The sequence below is a fragment of the Paraglaciecola sp. 20A4 genome (assembly GCF_011378905.1).
Lineage (GTDB): Bacteria > Pseudomonadota > Gammaproteobacteria > Enterobacterales > Alteromonadaceae > Paraglaciecola.
In genome coordinates this window covers 160,880-177,965 of sequence record NZ_WTPY01000005.1, presented here as the reverse complement: position 1 = coordinate 177,965, position 17,086 = coordinate 160,880, and the positions used below count along the sequence as shown (strand labels likewise).

Genomic DNA, 17,086 nt, shown 5'->3' with positions numbered 1-17,086 from the left:
GACGAAAACGTGATGTTGATGTATGGTTACTGGGTAATATTCCGAAAAAACAATAAATTATAAGGTCATTATTATGCAAAAAGTAAATCCACTAAATTTGATACTCGCCATTTTTTTACCGCCCTTAGGAGCCTTATTGCAAGTTGGGCTTAGTGCACATTTTTTCTTGAATATATTATTAACATTATTTGGTTTTATCCCTGGTGTTATCCATGCTGTATGGCTTGTTCTAAAAAATAAATAGCGAGCGTTCGTTATCAAACCATCTGTTCAGAGTTGTTTAATCGCTCTGGGCAATTACAATGTACGCCGATCTTTTGATAGGAAAAAATGAATATGGTTATTAAGCCAAAGATCCGTGGCTTTATTTGTACAAATGCGCATCCAGATGGGTGTGCTGCAAGTGTTGCCCAGCAGATTGAATATGTTACGTCGCAAGGTGACCTTGGTAGTGGTCCGAAGAATGTATTGGTTATCGGTTCATCGACTGGCTATGGCCTAGCATCACGAATTGTTTCTGCCTTTGGTTATGGGGCAAACACATTAGGGGTGTGCTTTGAAAAAGCACCCAGTGAGCGTAAAACCGCTACTGCTGGTTGGTACAATACTGCTGCTTTTCACAAACAAGCAAAGGCGAAAGGTCTGTTCGCAGAAACGATCAACGGCGATGCTTTCTCTAATGAAATTAAAGCTCAAGCAATCGATACCATCAAGCGTGAGATGGGCCAAGTTGATCTAGTGATATATAGCTTGGCATCCCCTCGCCGAACTGATCCTGAAACGGGCGAAGTGTATAAGTCTACCTTGAAGCCTGTAGGCCAAGCCTATACCACTAAAACCTACGATACAGATAAAGACCGTATCCATGATATTTCGCTTGAGCCTGCAAATGACGATGAAATTGCGCAAACCATTAAGGTAATGGGGGGAGAAGATTGGGAACTGTGGTTAGCGGCCCTTGCTGATGCAGATTTACTCGCTGATGGATGTAAAACCACGGCTTACACTTATATAGGCAAAGAGCTGACTTGGCCTATCTACGGTCAGGCAACGATTGGTAAAGCAAAAGAAGATTTAGACCGAGCTGCAGCCGCCATTGTGAGTAACAACAAGGCTAAGCACGTTGAAGCTTATGTTTCTTCTTTGAAGGCCCTTGTAACTCAGGCTAGTTCTGCTATTCCTGTTATGCCTTTGTATATTTCATTAATTTATAAAGTGATGAAGGAAGAAGGCACTCATGAAGGGTGTATCGAACAAATTAAAGGTTTATTTACCGAGCGTTTGTTTGCTGATTCACCTGAATTAGATGAAATGGGTCGTTTACGCATGGATGGAAAAGAAACCAACGATGAGACCCAAGCAAAAATTAAGGCCTTATGGGACCAAGTGACCCAAGAAAATTTCCATGAACTAAGTGACTATGCTGGTTATCATCATGAGTTTTTAAAACTCTTTGGTTTTGACATTGAAGGTGTCGATTACGAAACGGAACAAAATACCTTAGCAGATTGGGAATGATCATCTTTCGTATTTTATAAGTATAAAAAACCGCCAATATTGGCGGTTTTTTTCTATCATCTTTCATGATGCAAATACGAGCCATTCGCATGTACTATGGCGGCATATGTTAATAAATTGTTGTTTTTTCTGGGTCAAGAGACAAGATGCGGATAATGACGATAAAATACACTAAAAAAATAGTGCTTAATCACATTTGCCATGGCAGAACGGCTTCGGATAATGTTAAAATTCCGGAGTTAGGTGAAGTGGAAATTTCATCGTTATTTAATTTTTTCTATCAATAATAATAAAAATATCGGGTCGAGCTGCGGTTCTAGAGTGAAATACTCGTGACAGTGGTTAGGCAATTACATTTACAAAATAACATCCATAATACTCATCACGAATAGGTTTTTTGCCAACAAGTCAACGCGATTGATGGCATGTAGCTGAAAGGCTAACCGTGATGTGTATTGACTTTAGAGTAGTGCTATTGCGTATGATTAAAATCAAGAAAGGGTTAGATCTTCCGATTACGGGAGCGCCAGAACAAAAAATTCACGACGGTCCAGCGATTACTAAGGTTGCTGTATTAGGTGAAGAATACATTGGTATGCGTCCAACTATGCATGTGCATGTTGGTGATAAAGTGCAAAAAGGCCAGATGCTGTTCGAAGACAAAAAGAATCTAGGTGTGAAGTTTACCGCTCCTGCTTCTGGTACTGTCGTCGAAGTTAACCGCGGTGCAAAGCGTGTTTTGCAATCCGTGGTTATTCAAGTTGAAGGCAATGACGCAGTAGTTTTCGACAAGTTTGCCGAATCTGAACTGTCATCTATAGCGGCTGATAAGGTGCAAAATATTCTAGTTGAATCTGGATTATGGACCGCCCTTCGCACACGCCCTTATAGCAAAATACCTGCACTTGATAGCAAACCTCATTCAATTTTCGTCAACGCAATGGATACAAGTCCACTTGCCGGTGACCCAGCGGTGATTATTGCAGAGCGCAATGCTGACTTTATCAATGGCTTACGCGTTATTTCGTGTTTGACCGAAGGTAAAGTATTCGTTAGCAAAGCACCTGGTGCCAATATTCCAGTGGGTGACGTGAAAGTTGATGTGAACGAATTTGCTGGTCCTCATCCAGCAGGTTTAGTTGGCACTCATATTCATCATTTGGATACGGTAGGTGTAGGCAAAAAGGTCTGGCATGCTGGCTATCAAGATGTGATGGCTATCGGTGCATTATTCACTTCGGGTACGCTTAACAACGAACGTGTTGTTTCAATAGCGGGTCCCGCGGCTAAAAACCCTCGTTTAATCAAAACGGTAGTTGGCGCAAGTGTTAGTGAACTCACTTCTGGTGAAGTCACTGAAGGCGATGTGCGTGCTATTTCCGGCTCGGTTTTGCAAGGGAACAATGCTCACGGTGTTCACGGCTATATTGGTCGTTATCATGTGCAAGTTTCGTTGATTAAAGAAGGCCGCGAAAAAGAATTCTTAGGTTGGATTAAGCCTGGGGCTAACCAGCATTCAGTTACACGAGCTTATCTTGCGCATTTTAGTCCAAAGAAATTGTTCAATATGACCACAACCACTAATGGTTCAGACCGTTCAATGGTACCAATTGGTAACTATGAACGTGTTATGCCGTTAGATATTTTACCAACTTTATTGTTGCGTGATCTGATTTCTGGTGACACAGATGGTGCTCAAACATTGGGTTGTTTGGAGTTAGACGAAGAAGATTTAGCGCTTTGTACCTATGTTTGCCCTGGTAAATATAATTACGGGCCGATCTTGCGTGAGAGTCTAGACAAGATTGAGAAAGAGGGTTAACTCATGGGTTTAAAAGCATATTTAGAGAAAATTGAACCTAACTTTGAAGCGGGTGGTAAATACGAAAAATGGTATGCGCTTTACGAAGCTGCAGCGACTATTTTTTATACCCCAGGTAAAGTTAATAAAACCGGTACTCACGTACGTGACAGTATCGATCTTAAACGTATTATGATTTTTGTTTGGGCCGCAACCTTCCCTGCTATGTTCTACGGTATGTACAACATAGGTCAGCAAGCTCATAGCGTTATTCTTAACGCTGGCGCAACAATGCCTGATACGTGGCAGGCTGCACTCTTTACTGCACTAGGCGGCCAGATTGGTCTTGAGTCTACGGGTGGCTTAGCCATGTTCCTTTATGGGGCATGTTTCTTCTTACCTATCTATGCAGTGACCTTCATTGTGGGTGGCTTCTGGGAAGTGCTCTTCGCGTCAGTACGTAAGCATGAAATTAACGAAGGCTTCTTCGTAACCTCGGTACTGTTTGCATTGACGCTACCCGCTACTATTCCTCTATGGCAAGTAGCATTGGGTATTACCTTCGGTGTGGTCATTGCTAAAGAAGTATTTGGCGGCACTGGACGCAACTTCTTAAACCCAGCTCTTTCTGGTCGTGCATTCTTATATTTTGCTTACCCTGCACAAATTTCAGGTGATGCAATATGGACTGCCGCGGATGGCTTTTCTGGTGCAACTTGGTTAAGCCAAGCCGCAGCCGGTAATGTGTCTGACTGGAGTTTGAATGCTGATTGGTGGGATGCCTTCTTCGGTAATATTCAAGGTTCTGTTGGTGAAGTCTCGACTTTAGCTATCTTACTTGGTGGGTTATTCATTATTTATATGCGTATCGCCTCATGGCGTATCGTGTTGGGTGTTTTGTTAGGCGGGGCGGTATTTAGTACCTTGCTTAACGTCATCGGCAGCGACACTAACGCAATGTTTGCCATGCCGTGGTACTGGCACGTAGTTACCGGTGGATTTGCCTTTGGTATGTTCTTTATGGCGACAGACCCTGTCTCGGCGTCATTCACCAATACCGCTAAATGGGCTTACGGCTTCTTAATCGGCCTAATGTGTGTGTTGATTCGTGTGCTTAACCCCGCTTTCCCAGAAGGCATGATGTTGGCAATCTTGTTCGCGAACTTATGGGCGCCATTATTCGATTATTTCGTCGCTCAAAGCAATATTAAACGGAGGATGGCACGTGTCGGCTAAAAAAGAAACATTAGGTAAAACGGTCGGCGTTGTTATTGCCGTCTGTTTAGTTTGCTCAGTGATTGTATCTACGGCGGCCGTTGGCCTTCGTTCAAAGCAAGAAGCAAACGCTAAACTAGATAAGCAAACCAATATCTTGGAATCAGCAGGTTTACTTGAGCCTGGCCAAAGCAAAGATCAAATTGCTGCTACCTATGCAGATCGTGTTGAGCAAAAATTCGTAGACCTGGCAACGGGGCAATATGTCGAAGAAGACGCTGATTATGATATGTATAAAGCGGCACGCGACCCAGCTAAGAGTATTAAACCCGTACCTGATACCGCGGGTATTTTGCGTCGCCCTAATGTGGCAAGCGTATATTTAATTAAAAATCCTGCTGGTGACGTTACCCGTATCGTGCTGCCTATTAATGGCAGTGGTTTATGGAACCTCATGTACGCCATGCTTGCAGTAGACTCAGACGGCAACACGGTGCGTGAACTCGTTTATTATGATCAAAAGGAAACTCCTGGTCTTGGCGGTGAAGTTCAGAATCCTGAATGGAAAGCGAAGTGGAACGGTAAGAAATTGTATAAAGATGGTGAAGTAGCTATTGACGTAACTAAGGGGGCTGATGCAAATGACCCTTACGAAGTTGACGCTTTATCAGGTGCAACGCTAACCAGTAATGGCGTGCAAAATACACTTGATTATTGGCTGGGTAAGAATGGCTTCGGTCCTTACCTTAAAAACCAACCATGGAAATCGTGAGAGACTGATAATGGCTGATACTAAAGAAATGAAAAAGGTATTGTTTGGGCCAATCCTAGACAATAACCCAATTGCACTGCAAATCCTGGGCGTGTGTTCGGCATTAGCAGTAACCACTAAGTTAGAAACGGCATTAGTAATGTCACTTGCTCTTACCGCGGTAACGGCATTTTCTAACTTATTTATCTCTATGATCCGTTCACAGATACCGTCATCAGTGCGTATTATTGTGCAAATGACGATTATTGCGTCTTTGGTTATCGTAGTGGATCAAATCCTTAAGGCATATTCTTACGAGATTTCTAAGCAGCTTTCGGTATTCGTTGGTCTGATTATTACCAACTGTATCGTAATGGGCCGCGCAGAAGCCTTCGCCATGAAGAGCCCACCTTTTATCAGTTTCCTAGATGGTATTGGTAACGGGTTAGGGTATTCATTTGTATTGATTGTTATCGGTACAATTAAAGAGCTATTTGGCTTCGGGACTATTCTTGGATTCGAAATTTTACCTCTAATACAAAATGGCGGCTGGTATCAAGGTAATGGCTTGCTTATTTTACCTTTCAGCTCGTTCTTCTTAATCGGTGGTTTAATTTGGTTCATCAGAACGATTAAACCTGAACAAGTAGAGCCTAAGGAGTAATTTATGGAACAGTATCTTAGTTTATTTATTCGTTCTATCTTCCTAGAAAACATGGCGTTGTTCTACTTCCTAGGTATGTGTACGTTCTTAGCTGTATCAAAGAAAGTCAAAACGGCTATGGGGCTAGGTGTAGCAGTTATCGTGGTATTGACGATTTCGGTTCCGGTTAACCAACTTGTCTACGCTAACATTCTTGCACCTGGGGCTTTGGCTTGGGCTGGTTTCCCTGATACTGATTTGAGCTTCTTAAGCTTCTTGACCTTTATCGGTGTTATCGCGGCTTTGGTTCAAATTCTGGAAATGACCTTGGATAAGTTCTTCCCTGCGCTATATAACGCGTTAGGTATTTTCTTACCATTGATCACCGTTAACTGTGCGATTTTTGGTGGTGTTGCTTTTGCTATTCAGCGTGATTACACCTTTACCGAAAGTATTTTCTACGGTGCGGGGAGTGGTGCAGGTTGGGCATTGGCTATTACATTGCTTGCTGCAGTACGTGAAAAACTTAAGTATGCAGATATGCCTGAAGGCGTGCGTGGTTTAGGTTCCGTATTTATGATTGCAGGATTAATGGCGTTGGGCTTCCAGTCATTTTCCGGTGTATCAATTTAATCGAAACCGAATAGGAGTATTTAGATGTTAGACATTTATCTTGGCGTAGGAATGTTTGTTGCCATCGTTCTAGCTTTGGTTTTGATCATTATGTTTGCCAAATCAAAGTTAGTGCCGGAAGGCGAAGTAACCATTTCTATTAATGGCGATCCGGACAAAGCGATTACCGCTCAGCCTGGTGACAAGTTGTTAGGTGCCTTAGCAAATTCAGGTATTTTTGTATCATCAGCATGTGGTGGTGGTGGTTCATGTGGTCAGTGTCGCGTAGATATTAAATCAGGTGGTGGCGAAATTTTGCCTACTGAGCTTGATCATATTAGTAAGCGTGAAGCGAAAGAGGGTTGCCGTTTATCGTGTCAGGTTTCTATTAAACAAGACATGGACATTGAGCTTCCTGAAGAGATTTTTGGGATTAAAAAGTGGGATTGCGAAGTTATTTCTAACGATAACAAAGCGACCTTCATTAAAGAGCTTAAGCTTCAAATTCCAAATGGTGAAAGTGTGCCTTTCCGTGCCGGTGGTTACATTCAAATTGAAGCTCCACCTCACCATGTTAAGTATAAAGACTTCGATGTTCCCGAAGAGTATCGTGGTGACTGGGAACGTTTTGGCTTCTTTAATATTGAGTCGAAAGTCGACGAAGAAACAATTCGTGCATATTCTATGGCTAACTACCCGGAAGAAGAAGGCATTATCATGTTGAACGTGCGCGTGGCTTCACCGCCGCCGAACAACTTGTCTTTACCAGCAGGTAAAATGTCCTCTTATATTTGGAGTTTGAAAGAAGGCGATAAAGCGACTATTTCTGGGCCATTTGGTGAGTTCTTCGCTAAGAAGACTGAAGCTGAGATGGTATTTATCGGCGGTGGTGCCGGTATGGCACCGATGCGTTCTCATATCTTCGACCAACTTCGTCGTCTTAAAACCGATCGTAAAATTTCTTTTTGGTACGGTGCACGTTCTTTGCGTGAGATGTTCTATGTAGAAGATTTCGATATGTTGCAGGAAGAGAACGAGAACTTTAAGTGGCATGTTGCTTTGTCTGATCCCCAACCAGAAGATAACTGGGAAGGAATGACAGGGTTCATTCACCAAGTATTGTTGCAAAACTACTTGAAAGACCATCCGGCTCCAGAAGACTGTGAGTTCTATATGTGTGGTCCACCTATGATGAATGCTGCTGTTATCAGTATGCTGAAAGACTTGGGTGTTGAAGATGAAAACATCATGCTTGATGACTTCGGTGGTTAATTAAGGTGTATTAGATAATTATCTAAACCGAGTTAAAACAGCATATAAATAAGGGACTTCGGTCCCTTTTTTAATTTGGGTAAGTCTATGAAAATAAGTAAAAGATATATGGCAAGGTTTATTGGTGTAAGTGCTTTTTTGTTGTTACTTTGTAGCTGCAGTCAAGCACCTGTAGAAACCCATTTGACTGGTCATACTATGGGCACAACTTACAATGTTAAATTTGTGAATGCCGGGGAAGTAGACGAGCAACTATTGCACAATGATATTGATGCAGCGTTAGTAAAAGTAAATAAATTGATGTCTACCTATGACCCTGATTCAGAGCTATCACGCTTTAATCAATGGTACAGCGAAGAGCCTTTCCCTTTATCACCTGAAACCCTAACGGTAATGCGTGAAGCTAAACGGTTAGGAGAGTTAAGTCATGGTGTATTAGACGTGACCGTAGGACCCTTGGTTAACCTTTGGGGCTTTGGACCAGATGCCAAACCGGATAAGCGTCCGAGTGAGCAAGCGGTGGCCGAGGTAAAGGCGCGTACTGGCTTGGATAAACTAAAGCTACTTGATAACGCAGCGCAAAAAACTGAAAGCGATTTGTATGTCGACCTGTCTACTATTGCGAAGGGTTATGGTGTTGATGTTGTAGCCGAGTTGCTGGATGCACAAGGCTTGCACGATTACTTGGTAGAAGTGGGCGGTGAGATGCGCGTTTCTGGGCTCAAGGCAAGTGGCGTAGAGTGGCGCATTGCTGTTGAGAAGCCGGTTTCTATTGAGCGAGCGGTACAGGAAATTATCTCTATCGGTACCAATGCGATTGCTACTTCTGGGGATTACCGCAACTACTTCGAAGAAGATGGCGTGCGTTACTCACATTTGATTGATCCACGCACCGGTGCGCCTATCACCCACAATTTAGTAGCAGTAACGGTGGTGCATCCGTCTTCCATGACCGCTGATGGTTTAGCTACAGCTCTGATTGTGATGGGTAAAGATGAAGCCCTTAATGTGGCGTTACACAATGATTTAGCGGTATTAATGATCACGCGAGAAAACGACGAGTTTAAAGAGTATACTACGCCGAAATTCGAACCATTCATTAATCGCGAATGAACATCAACCGACAATATCCAACTGCGAGGTGATATTTTGAGTACTTTTATTTTAGCATTTGTGTGTTTCTTAGTCGTGGCGGTAGCCATGTCGCTAGGCTATTTAGTGCAACGAAAAGCCATTGCAGGTAGTTGTGGTGGTTTAGGTTCGTTAGGTATTGATAAAGCCTGCGATTGCCCAGAACCTTGTGATCGCAAAAAAGCGCGCTTGGAACGCGAAGAAGCTCGTCAAACGAAACTTAATGAATGGAAACAGAACCAAATCCTATAAAGACTTAGGCGTTGGGATTACCGTCAGTGAGATTTACATTGACTCTGGCAGATATTCACGCAAAATAACTGTTTTTAAATACAGTTGTTTGCAAGATGCGTAAGATCATACACATCGATATGGACTGTTACTATGCAGCAGTCGAAATGCGCGATAACCCTCAATATCGCGCAGTCCCCTTAGCGATAGGTGGCAGCGCCGATCGCCGGGGTGTTATATCAACTTGTAATTACCTTGCCAGAAAATACGGTGTTCGATCAGCAATGGCGACGGCTTATGCACGAAAGCTTTGTCCTGATTTAGTCTTAGTTCCTGGGCGCATGTCCCTTTACAGTGAAATATCACAGCAAATCCGTAAAATTTTCCTACGTTATACCGATAAAATCGAACCTCTGTCTTTAGATGAAGCGTATTTGGATGTGACAGACAGCGATTTATTTTCTGGTAGTGCGACGCTTATTGCGCAAGATATAAGGCGTACAATATTTGCAGAAACCCAACTGACCGCGTCAGCAGGGGTAGCCCCTTGTAAATTTGTCGCTAAAATTGCCAGCGATGAAAATAAGCCTGATGGAATATGTGTTATCACACCTGATACGCAAGATGCATTTGTTAAGCAACTACCGCTCGGTAAAATACCTGGGGTGGGTAAGGTTACCCTACAGAAGCTCAACAATATGGGGTTATTTACCTGCCAAGATGTGCGCGAGTACCCCTTTGAATCGTTCCTCAAATCATTTGGCAAATTTGGTCCTATTATTTGGGATCGAAGCCATGGCATCGATGACCGTGAGTTAACGGTCAGCAGAAAACGCAAGTCGGTGGGTGTAGAGCGCACTTTAGCTCAGGATATCAATACCGATGAAGACTGCTTGGCGATGCTTGAAACCTTGTACCCCATGTTGCTTGAGAGATTAGAAAAAGCCAATCCAAAGCTTGAAATTCAAAGCCAGGGAGTGAAATTAAAGTTTAACGACTTTCAGCAAACGACGGTTGAGCATAGGCACAGCACACTGGATAAAGAGTATTTTAAAATTTTGCTGCAAGAAGCTTTGACTCGAAGGGATACTCGGGGTATTCGTTTAGTGGGGTTGTCGGTTGGGTTACCAGAGAAAATTGATGTGCAACAGCTGGTGTTTGAATTTGAACATAACGCGTCACCTGCCCACATTGATTAACATGTAAAGGAACCTATGCTAAGGATTACCACAGGCCATACGACAAGGTATACTCGATTTATTACGCTATATAAGGTTATTTATGAGTATTGAAATTGGAAAATATCGCCATTACAAAGGCAACGATTACGAAGTTATCGGTGTGGCAAGACATTCAGAGGATGAATCGGAATTAGTGGTTTATCGTCCTATGTACGGTGAACGTGGTTTATGGGTTCGTCCATTATCAATGTTTGTAGAATCTGTCGAAGTTAACGGCGAGTCAATCCCGCGTTTTGCGCGTATAACTGACTAATTATTAAGTTCACTTCAAGACATTAATTAAGTGAACTGAAACGACCGCGACTGCGTTCATGTAGGTATCTCTTCTAATAACAGGAAACGTGATGAAAAATTTGTTGATAAGTTCGATTGGATTAACGTTTATCGCTTTTACAGCACTGACTTCAGTAACTGTCAGTGCTGCTGATGATAAATATGCAGATGTAAAAATAGCAACTCAGGCTCTAAGTGGTTCTGTTTATATGTTGACAGGGGCCGGCGGAAATATAGGTGTATCAGCGGGTGAGGAAGGTATTTTAATTATTGATGACCAGTTCGCTCCTCTAGCCGAAAAAATATCTGCAGCTATTGGCGAAATTGCTAAACAGCCTATGAAATATGTTATCAATACTCACTACCATGGCGACCATACGGGTTCGAATGCTTATTTTAAAGAGGTGCATGACAGCACCATATTTGCACATGACAATGTGCGCAAACGCTTAGAATCTAGCAGTGATCATGTGCACGCAGCGTTACCAGTTGTAACGTACGAGCAAGGTCTGACTTTCCACTTTAACGACGACACTATACGGGTTATGTATTTACCTGCAGGGCACACTGATAGCGATAGCGTAGTGTGGTTTGAAAAGGCCAATGTGTTACATGCTGGCGACTTGTTCTTTCAGGGGCGTTTTCCATATATAGATTTAGCTGGCGGCGGAACAGTTGAAGGTTATATTGCAAATGCGGCTAAGCTGATTGATATGCTGAATGATGAAACGAAAATAATCCCCGGGCATGGTGACTTAGCGACAAAGCAGGATTATCAAGCTGCTTTAGACATGATGCAGCAGACTGCAAAATATGTAGCGGATAAAAAATCTGCAGGAGTGAGCTTAACCACCCTTATCGATCAGGGGTTAGATGATAAATGGCAAGATTGGGCGTGGAACTTTATTACTGAAGAAAAATGGATTACTACCCTCTATACCGATCAGTAAGCCAATTACTTCAATTCATGCGCCTCAAATAATTTGTTTGAGGCGCATTAGGCTTAATTTCTCTATTTATAACCGCATTAGTGATTGTTACCGTCGAAGACTTTAACGCCTCCCACCCATGTTTCAAGCACCTTTGTTTTCCATATTTCTTGTGGGGGAACGGTAAATATATCTTGGTCGATTAAAATAAAGTCTGCCCATTTTCCCGCTGTTAATGTACCCAATATTTTCTCTTGATGGGCAGCATAGGCAGCATTTAAGGTAAAGGCTTTGAACGCTTGTTGTACAGTGACGGCTTCGCTTTTTATCCACCCTTGGTCAGGCTTATTCTCTCGGTTTTGACGGGTTACCGCTGCATGTAAGCCGAAAAAGGGATTAGCTAATTCAACCGGGAAATCAGAACCAAACGTTACCATAGAGCCTTGTTTCTCGAATGACTGCCATGCGTATGCACCCTTCAAACGCATTTTGCCAATACGTTCTTGAGCCATATTCATATCGCTTGTGGCGTGGGTAGGCTGCATAGACGGAATGATCTCTAAAGATTTAAACCTAGGTATGTCAGATACATCAATCACCTGTGCATGCTCTATGCGGTTGCGTAAATGCTGCCCTTTAATCCGTGTAAAAGTATCTTCAAATTGATCGAGGGCCAATCTATTACCTCGATCGCCAATTTCATGGATGTTAAGCTGAAAACCGCTGCCAATAATAAGATCAAATAGTGGCTTGAGTTGCTTTTTTGGTGTCAAAAGAAGCCCGTTATTGTTTTTGTCATCAGAGTAAGGGGCGAGCATTGCCGCTCCGCGACTACCTAACGCACCGTCGCCGTACACTTTAACACTGCGAATAGCTAAGTAATCGTATTGGTCGTAGACAGGACCCTTAGCGAGCATTTCGGCAAGTTTCGGATCCGTAGCGGCAATCATGGCGTAAATACGCATGTTTAGGTCCATTTCTTGGCTGCGCTTAATATAATATTGATAAGTGGCGTAATCGATGCCGGCATCATGTGCGCTTGTTACGCCAAGTGAAAGTAGATGCTCGCTTGCTGCATCAAGTTTGCGTCTTAATGCATCCTCTGTGTCTTGAGGTACCTTTTCCCAAAGCATGGTCATCGCGTTATCAATTAAAATACCGGTAGGGGCACCATTTTTGTCACGCATGATTTGCCCACCTGGCGGGTCTAACGAATCCTTAGTGATGCCTGCTATCTGCAATGCTTTGCTATTTGCCCAACCTGCATGACCATCTACTCTTGATATCCATACAGGACGGTCTTGAATATACTCATCGAGCATCGCAGCAGTTGGAAATTTCTGGCCTGGCCAGAGTACTTGATTCCACCCACCACCTAAAACCCAGCCAAGCTCGGGGTTCTGTTGCGCATAGTCACGCACTTTTTCAGCCGATTTTTTAGCACTGGCAATATCTCTAACATCTACCGCCAATAACGTTTCGCCTAGGCCCAGGATATGTCCGTGGGCATCGATAATACCAGGCACAACTATGCGTTGCTGCCCATCCATAACGTGGGCATTGGGGTATTGGTTGGCTAGTTTTTGATTGCCAATGGCCATCACTTTGCCGCCATCAAATATCAAATCTGTAAACGTTATAAGCTGGCCAGCTTCATCGAAAGTGTAGCCTTGAATATTTTTTAAATGAGAGGGTGCGGCTAAAACGCTAAAACTGAAGATACTGATTAGCAATATGTAGATAAGTTTCATCGTGTAATCCTTGCCTAAGTTTCGTGACGCATTCTAGGGCGTCACTAATAAATTGCTTCAAGGATAAAAATTGCCCTAAAAGAGCTCATTATGCAAATTTTGCCAACAAAATGATTAATTCATAGATACAAAAAAGCCCCACTTGCATACACAAACGGGGCTTTTAAAACTAGCTATAATTAACGATTACTTCTTAGCGTTACGCTCTTTAGCATCAGCAATTACTTTTTCAGCTACATTGCTAGGACATGGTGAGTAGTGTGAGAACTCCATAGAGAACTGACCACGACCTGATGTCATAGTACGTAGTGAACCGATATAACCAAACATTTCTGAAAGAGGGATATCAGCTTTAACTCGAACACCAGTCACGCCGGCTTCTTGATCTTTGATCATGCCACGACGACGGTTTAAGTCACCGATAACATCACCAACATGGTCGTCTGGCGTAAACACGTCAACTTTCATGATTGGTTCAATCAACTGAGGACCAGCCTTAGGGATTGATTGACGGAATGCACCTTTAGCAGCGATTTCAAATGCAATCGCTGATGAATCCACTGCGTGGAATCCACCGTCATAAAGCTCAACTTCGACGTCTAATACTGGGAAGCCAGCTAGAACACCTGTGCCCATCATGCTATTGAAGCCTTTTTCAATGGCAGGGAAGAATTCTTTAGGAACGTTACCGCCCACAACCACTGATTTGAAAGTGAAACCCGTGTTAGGTTCACCAGGCTTGATACGGTAATCGATTTTACCGTATTGACCAGAACCACCAGATTGTTTCTTATGGGTATAAGAATCATCAACTTCCTGGGTAATCGTTTCGCGATAAGCAACTTGAGGCTCACCAACAACCAAGTCAACACCGTAACTACGCTTAAGAATGTCTACTTTGATGTCCAAGTGAAGCTCACCCATACCAGATAGGATTGTTTCACCAGAATCTTGGTCAGTCTCAACACGGAAAGTAGGATCTTCTGCAACCATCTTACCGATAGCGATACCCATTTTCTCAGTTGAACCTTTATCTTTTGGTGTAACAGAGATAGAGATGACTGGCTCAGGGAATACCATCGCTTCTAGAATGATTGGATCTTTTGGATCACACAAAGTGTGACCTGTTTGCACGTTAGTTTTCATGCCAACGATCGCAATGATATCACCCGCTTGCGCTGAGGTAAGCTCGTTACGGTCATCTGCTTGCATTTCACACATACGGCCAACACGCTCAGTTTTACCTGTAGCAGCATTAAGTATGGTGTCGCCTTTCTTAAGCGTACCTGAGTAGATACGTACGAAAGTAAGAGAACCAAAACGGTCATCGGTGATTTTAAAGGCTAATGCTTTAAAGGTTTCTTTTGCATCAACAATTGCAAATTTACCAGTTGGTTCACCTTCTTCATCTGTTAGAGGTTGAGGATCAACATCTGTAGGACAAGGTAAATAGTCAATTACGGCATCAAGGATTAATTGCATACCTTTATTTTTAAAAGCAGAACCACAGTAAGTAGGGAATATATCCATAGTACGCGTACCTTTACGGATACAACGTTTGATGTCGTCTATAGAAGGCTCTTCGCCGTCCATATAAGCCATCATTAGGTCATCGTCTTGCTCAACAGCAGTCTCGATTAGCATTTCACGGTATTCTTCTACTTTATCAACCATGTCAGCAGGAACATCGGTGATTTCGTAGTTTTCAGGAAGACCAGTGTCATCCCACACGTAGGCTTTACGAGTAAGTAGATCAACTACACCAATAAAATCATCTTCTATACCAATAGGTAAAACCATGATTAATGGGTTAGCACCAAGTACTTTTTTGGTTTGTGCTACAACGCGGTAGAAATCAGCACCCATACGGTCTAATTTGTTTACGAAGATAATACGCGCTACTTCTGAGTCATTCGCATAACGCCAGTTAGTTTCTGATTGAGGTTCAACCCCACCAGAGCCACAGAATACACCGATGCCGCCATCGAGTACTTTAAGCGAACGGTAAACTTCAACGGTGAAGTCAACGTGCCCAGGAGTATCGATAACGTTAAAACGGTGATCTTTCCAAAAACAGCTTACTGCTGCTGATTGGATAGTAATACCGCGCTCAGCTTCTTGCTCCATGAAATCTGTAGTCGATTCGCCGTCATGTACTTCACCGGTTTTGTGGATTTGACCGGTAAGCTTCAAAATTCGTTCTGTCGTGGTAGTTTTACCCGCATCAACGTGGGCGAAAATACCGATGTTTCTGTAAAGTGATAAGTCTTTCATTGCTTCAACTTCAGTCTGAGTAAAAATTGCGCGGGATTATACAAGATATTTCCGCAGGATATCGATTTTCTTTTAGATTAACCTAAATATTCACACTTTTTGACGGGATTATTAAGGATTTAGTGCGACCATTAAAAAGAACTCGCGGATTTTACATGGTTTAACACGCCGAATAAAGCGGTGTTTTGTTTATTTAATAGCCAAGTCGTGTTCTCGCATTATTCTCGCATTAAGAGTGTCGACGATTTGCTTAAATACTCCCCTTGTTATGCCTTTATTCGTCTAACCCTTAACGGTTAGACATCGGCATAACGCGATTTCGTCCAAGGGATTTCGCTTCGTATAATTGTTTATCTGCGGCTTCAATAAGCGCGAGGGGATTCATGCCTTCTTGAATCTCTACTACACCAAAAGAGGCACTAATACCTTCAAGTACTTCGGCGCTACGTTTATCTCTTACGCCTATTTTTTCAATCGAGCGGCGCATGGTTTCCGCTATTTGACGGGCCATATCAAACTTACAGTTAGGTACAATGATTGCGAACTCTTCTCCACCAAAGCGAAATGCTTGGGCGCCATTACGACAAGCCGCTTGAAGCTTTTTAGCGCTGGCTTTTAAAACCAGGTCGCCCATCACATGTCCATGGGTATCGTTAATCACTTTAAAGTTATCTAAGTCCACTAAAATTAAACACATGTTTGGGCGCATGGCTTGAGCAGCTAGCTCTTCATCAAAATATCGCCTGTTACACAATCCCGTAAGGGCATCATATAGCGCGGCTTGTTGACTTTTTTCCAGTTGATCTTTCAGCCGGCTAATTTCACGCTCAGCATCCATTAAGGCGGTATTAAAAGAGAGAGTGGTGCCGCGAATCTGTTTAGTCTGGGTGACTAACGAGCGCACCAGCTCCATCACTTCTTCCATACTTAGCCCTTCACGCTCGACTTTAGCTAAGTCATCCATGCAGGTGTCCATGGTGCTTTTAAATGCGCGCGTTTCAGTGCGAGTGTCTTTAACCGATTGAGATAACTCGACAATCATTCTTTCAATCGATTGTCTTAATTCCCATACGTCAACATCTTTATCGTTGGCTACATGTTTGCGATACAACTCGTTCTTTTTTGCTGAAGATAACGGTAAATTGTGCTGTACCACTTGATCTAAGGTTTCGTTGAGCGTGGCTGATTCATTACTTACATAGGTATACCAAAGCGCATAATTTAGGGGGATTGGAGGGATCTTATGCTTGAGCAACAGCGGAATAGTTTGTTTCAAAATTTTAAATGAATTCTCTAAATCGTTGTTAGACACACGTTTCGCTCAGTCAGTCAGATATTTTTTAAGCTTACCAGACTAATACGTTTCGTCCAGAATTAGTGTTTATTGCCCCAAAAGGGCAAAGATGAAAGCAGCGGCTGAACATTTATGCCGCTGCCTTATTCG

At 42.8% G+C, this 17,086-nt stretch carries 16 protein-coding genes; 13 read left to right on the top strand and 3 right to left on the bottom strand.

Features of this window, described 5'->3' with window-relative positions; all coding sequences use genetic code 11:
* Positions 1–73 precede the first annotated feature (73 nt).
* From GQS54_RS07965 to GQS54_RS07905, 13 genes are all read left to right on the top strand, one after another.
* Entirely contained in the window at positions 74–244 is a 171-nt protein-coding gene (locus GQS54_RS07965; protein WP_158771465.1) for a YqaE/Pmp3 family membrane protein, read from the top strand.
* 92 nt (positions 245–336) lie between these two features.
* On the top strand, positions 337–1,518 hold the full coding sequence (gene fabV / locus GQS54_RS07960) for an enoyl-ACP reductase FabV (protein ID WP_166423543.1): 1,182 nt from the start codon (positions 337–339) through the stop codon (positions 1,516–1,518).
* A gap of 481 nt (positions 1,519–1,999) precedes the next feature.
* Positions 2,000–3,340: a Na(+)-translocating NADH-quinone reductase subunit A gene (locus GQS54_RS07955; RefSeq protein ID WP_166423464.1), complete on the top strand. Its 1,341-nt coding sequence runs from the start codon at positions 2,000–2,002 to the stop codon at positions 3,338–3,340.
* Positions 3,341–3,343: 3 nt separating this feature from the next.
* Positions 3,344–4,555 (top strand): NADH:ubiquinone reductase (Na(+)-transporting) subunit B, encoded by a 1,212-nt coding sequence (locus GQS54_RS07950; protein ID WP_166423463.1) that lies wholly within the window; start codon positions 3,344–3,346, stop codon positions 4,553–4,555.
* Complete coding sequence (locus GQS54_RS07945) at positions 4,545–5,306, top strand: Na(+)-translocating NADH-quinone reductase subunit C (RefSeq protein WP_166423462.1); 762 nt, start codon at positions 4,545–4,547, stop codon at positions 5,304–5,306. Before GQS54_RS07950 ends, GQS54_RS07945 begins: the two co-directional genes overlap by 11 nt.
* Positions 5,307–5,316: 10 nt before the next feature.
* The gene (locus GQS54_RS07940) at positions 5,317–5,949 is read left to right on the top strand and encodes an NADH:ubiquinone reductase (Na(+)-transporting) subunit D (protein WP_006992653.1); all 633 of its coding nucleotides are present in this window, start codon (positions 5,317–5,319) and stop codon (positions 5,947–5,949) included.
* A 3-nt stretch (positions 5,950–5,952) separates the two neighbouring features.
* Positions 5,953–6,561: an NADH:ubiquinone reductase (Na(+)-transporting) subunit E gene (gene nqrE / locus GQS54_RS07935; protein WP_166423461.1), complete on the top strand. Its 609-nt coding sequence runs from the start codon at positions 5,953–5,955 to the stop codon at positions 6,559–6,561.
* A 24-nt stretch (positions 6,562–6,585) separates the two neighbouring features.
* Positions 6,586–7,812, top strand: coding sequence for an NADH:ubiquinone reductase (Na(+)-transporting) subunit F (gene nqrF, locus GQS54_RS07930; protein WP_166423460.1), 1,227 nt, complete (start codon positions 6,586–6,588; stop codon positions 7,810–7,812).
* An 87-nt stretch (positions 7,813–7,899) separates the two neighbouring features.
* Positions 7,900–8,925, top strand: coding sequence for an FAD:protein FMN transferase (locus GQS54_RS07925; RefSeq protein WP_240919861.1), 1,026 nt, complete (start codon positions 7,900–7,902; stop codon positions 8,923–8,925).
* A gap of 36 nt (positions 8,926–8,961) precedes the next feature.
* A complete protein-coding gene (gene nqrM, locus GQS54_RS07920; protein WP_166423459.1) occupies positions 8,962–9,195 on the top strand; it encodes a (Na+)-NQR maturation NqrM in 234 nt (77 codons plus the stop codon).
* 95 nt (positions 9,196–9,290) lie between these two features.
* The gene (gene dinB / locus GQS54_RS07915) at positions 9,291–10,373 is read left to right on the top strand and encodes a DNA polymerase IV (protein ID WP_166423458.1); all 1,083 of its coding nucleotides are present in this window, start codon (positions 9,291–9,293) and stop codon (positions 10,371–10,373) included.
* A gap of 82 nt (positions 10,374–10,455) precedes the next feature.
* Entirely contained in the window at positions 10,456–10,668 is a 213-nt protein-coding gene (locus GQS54_RS07910) for a DUF1653 domain-containing protein (RefSeq protein ID WP_166423457.1), read from the top strand.
* A gap of 91 nt (positions 10,669–10,759) precedes the next feature.
* Positions 10,760–11,638, top strand: a complete 879-nt coding sequence (locus GQS54_RS07905; protein ID WP_166423456.1) for an MBL fold metallo-hydrolase — start codon at positions 10,760–10,762, stop codon at positions 11,636–11,638.
* Positions 11,639–11,715: 77 nt separating this feature from the next.
* On the opposite strand, the gene GQS54_RS07900 is transcribed toward GQS54_RS07905, so the two are convergent.
* The 3 genes from GQS54_RS07900 to GQS54_RS07890 all read right to left on the bottom strand — a co-directional run bounded on the left by GQS54_RS07900 (position 11,716) and on the right by GQS54_RS07890 (position 16,954).
* Positions 11,716–13,368 carry an amidohydrolase gene (locus tag GQS54_RS07900; protein WP_166423455.1) on the bottom strand — a complete coding sequence of 551 codons (1,653 nt, stop codon included), beginning with the start codon at positions 13,366–13,368 and terminating at the stop codon, positions 11,716–11,718.
* A 186-nt stretch (positions 13,369–13,554) separates the two neighbouring features.
* Complete coding sequence (gene fusA / locus GQS54_RS07895) at positions 13,555–15,642, bottom strand: elongation factor G (RefSeq protein ID WP_166423454.1); 2,088 nt, start codon at positions 15,640–15,642, stop codon at positions 13,555–13,557.
* 289 nt (positions 15,643–15,931) lie between these two features.
* Positions 15,932–16,954 (bottom strand): GGDEF domain-containing protein, encoded by a 1,023-nt coding sequence (locus tag GQS54_RS07890; protein WP_166423453.1) that lies wholly within the window; start codon positions 16,952–16,954, stop codon positions 15,932–15,934.
* Positions 16,955–17,086: the final 132 nt, after the last annotated feature.